This window comes from Sulfurihydrogenibium yellowstonense SS-5 (genome assembly GCF_000173615.1).
Taxonomy (GTDB): Bacteria; Aquificota; Aquificia; order Aquificales; family Hydrogenothermaceae; genus Sulfurihydrogenibium; species Sulfurihydrogenibium yellowstonense.
Genome location: NZ_ABZS01000198.1, coordinates 1 through 2,842, shown reverse-complemented (window position 1 = coordinate 2,842; position 2,842 = coordinate 1). Strand labels below are relative to the sequence as shown.

At 32.8% G+C, this 2,842-nt stretch carries 3 protein-coding genes and 1 pseudogene; all 4 read right to left on the bottom strand.

Going from position 1 to position 2,842, the window contains the following annotated elements; translation table 11 throughout:
• Nucleotides 1-478 (bottom strand): adenylyltransferase/cytidyltransferase family protein (locus SULYE_RS07475; RefSeq protein WP_007548094.1); only part of this gene is annotated, 478 nt, incomplete at its 3' end.
• Nucleotides 475-894: a regulatory protein RecX gene (locus SULYE_RS07470; protein ID WP_007548093.1), complete on the bottom strand. Its 420-nt coding sequence runs from the start codon at nucleotides 892-894 to the stop codon at nucleotides 475-477. The genes SULYE_RS07475 and SULYE_RS07470, both read right to left, overlap by 4 nt.
• A pseudogene (locus SULYE_RS07465) lies at nucleotides 878-1,995 on the bottom strand (type IV pilus twitching motility protein PilT). The gene SULYE_RS07470 and the pseudogene SULYE_RS07465 overlap by 17 nt, the downstream one beginning before the upstream one ends.
• Nucleotides 1,985-2,842, bottom strand: an 858-nt coding sequence (gene recA / locus SULYE_RS07460) for a recombinase RecA (RefSeq protein WP_007548088.1), incomplete at its 5' end; no start/stop codon positions are given. The pseudogene SULYE_RS07465 and the gene recA, both read right to left, overlap by 11 nt.

Genomic DNA, 2,842 nt, shown 5'->3' with positions numbered 1-2,842 from the left:
TTATTCTTTTATTCTCCTCTGTAATATCTTCTATAATGACGACTTTATAATCTAATTTTTCTTCTAAGGATTTTGCAAGGTTTATATCTCCGGACCTTTTGTATCCAAACCTCCAATCTTTACCAACAACTAAATATTCACAATTTATTTTTTCTTTTAAAAAATTTAAAAAATCTTCCGGTTGTTTTTCATAAAAGTTTTTATCAAAATCTACAACTAAGATGTAATCGATTTTTGCTTCTTTTAAAAGTTGGACCTTTGTTGCAAGATTTACAATAGAGCATTTATATTGCTGGGGGTTTAAAATCTTTCTTGGATGTGGATAAAATGTTATTACAACTGTTTTAAGATTATTTTCTGATGCAATGTTTTTTAGCTTATCAAGGATTTCTTTGTGTCCTTTATGAACCCCATCAAAGTTGCCAATAGTGCATACTGTTTTTTCTTTTATAGGAAGGTCTGTTAATCTTAAAATCATAACTCCTCGTTTAGGAATTTGTTGGTAGCCTTAGAAATTACAGAGTATCTAAATCCTCTGTTCTTTAGAAATTTTACCACATTTTCAAAAGTCTTTTCTTTTTTAAACGACCTTTTAAGAAGATTTATGGCTGATTCCAACTCTTCATCTTCAGAAATTTCTATAAATTCCCCTGTTTTCTGGTAGATTTTTTGTTTTATTTTTAAAGAGCTTTCACCTTTGTTGATGCTTTTCTCTTTGAGTCTTTCTTTTAATTTTTCATCATTTAAAAGATTTTGTTGTTTTAGATACGCTAAAACTTCTGCTATCTTTTCTTTATCAAAGCCTTTTTTTAATAATCTTTGTTTTAACTCTTCTTCAAAGTAATCTCTTTTTGATAATAGTTTTAAAGCGTAAGATTTAATACGTGAATCCACCAAAATCTAACCCTTCGTCCTCTCCTGTTGTGATACCCTTTATCTTTAATTCAACGTCAGATGGATTTGAAGCATACATGAGTGCATCTTTATAAGAAATAAGTCCCTGATTGTAAAGGTCTATAACTGATTGGTCAAAGGTTTGTGTTCCATATATTTTTTTCCCTTTTTCCATATAATCATTTATTAAAAGGAGTTTATCTGGATCCATAATACATTCTGTTATTGCTCCTGTATTGATTAATACTTCAACAGCTGGAACAACTCCTTTACCATCTTTCCTTGGTATCAATCTTTGAGATATAACAGCTTTTAATACGGCAGCTAAAAGTATTCTTAAATGATTCTGTTCTTCTCCGGGGAACATGTTTATTATCCTGCTAATTGTGTCTTTCGCGTCTTGAGTGTGTAATGTGGATAAAACGAAGTGTCCGGTTTCTGCAGCTCTTAAAGCAGTTTGAATTGTTTCTAAATCTCTCATCTCACCAACCATAATAACATCTGGGTCCTCACGTAAAGCAGCTCTTAAGCCAGTGCTAAAGCTTTGGGTATCCAAATCTACCTCTCTTTGAACAATATATGCTTTTTTATCTCTGAAAACGTATTCAATAGGGTCTTCTATTGTTATGATAGTTTCCTCGAAGATTTCGTTTCTGTAATCTAACATAGATGCTAAAGTTGTGGATTTACCTGAACCTGTTGGACCAGTAACAAGAACTAATCCTCTTGATTCTTCGGCTATTTTTTTTATTATTTCTGGTAGAAGAAGTTCTTCAAATCTTGGAATGTTTGTTTTAAAACTCTTAAAGCAATAGCATAAGTTCCCCTTTGTCTATAAATATTTACCCTAAACCTGCTTACAGTTGGTATAGAATAAGATATATCAACCTCACCGTTTTTTATAAGCTCGGCTTTTTTATTTTCGGATTTTGCAAGAATTTTAGATATAAAATTTGTCATATCTTCAACAGTGACTGGGTTATACTCTTCCAAAGTGTGAAGAATTGTTTTTATTCTGATCTTTGGCTTACTACCAACTTTTAAATGTATATCAGATGCTCCTAACTTTACAGCTTTAGTAAGAATTTCATCAAGCTCCATTTAATGTCCTCTCCTTAATTATCTGTTCTAACTTTTCGGTTAATTCTTTATTTTGTTTTAAGAATTCTCTTGCCTTTTCTTTGCCTTGACCAAGTTTTATTTCTTCGCCATTTTCATCCCTGTAAGAATACCAAGCTCCACTTTTTTTAATTATACCAAGCTCTTCTCCTAAGTCAAGGATCTCTCCTTCCTTTGAAATCCCCTCTCCGTATATAACATCAAATTCTGCTTCTTTAAATGGGGGTGCCAATTTATTTTTAACAACTTTAACCTTTACTCTACTGCCAACTTTTTCACCATCGGTTTTTATATCACTTTTTCTAACTTCCATTCTCATATCTGCGAAGAATTTGATAGCTCTACCGCCTGTTGTAGTCTCTGGATTTCCAAACATAACACCGACTTTTTCTCTGATTTGGTTTATAAGAATAAGGGCAGTATTACTCTTATTTACAGCTCCTTTTAGTACTCTCATAGCTTTAGACATAAGCCTTGCATGAAGACCTACGTTAGAATCTTCGATATCTCCTTCTATTTCCGCTTTAGGAACCAATGCAGCCACAGAGTCTATGACTATTACATCTACAGCATTACTTCTTACTAATGTCTCTGCTATTTCTATAGCTTGTTCACCATAATCTGGCTGAGAAATTATTAGCTCATCAAGATTTACGCCTATAGCTTTTGCATATTTTGGGTCAAAAGCATGCTCTGCATCGATAAATACCGCTCTTCCACCTTTTTTTTGTGCTTCTGCAATTATATGCAGCGTTAAAGTTGTTTTTCCTGAAGATTCTGGTCCGTATATTTCAATCACTCTACCTTTTGGCACTCCGCCAATCCCTGT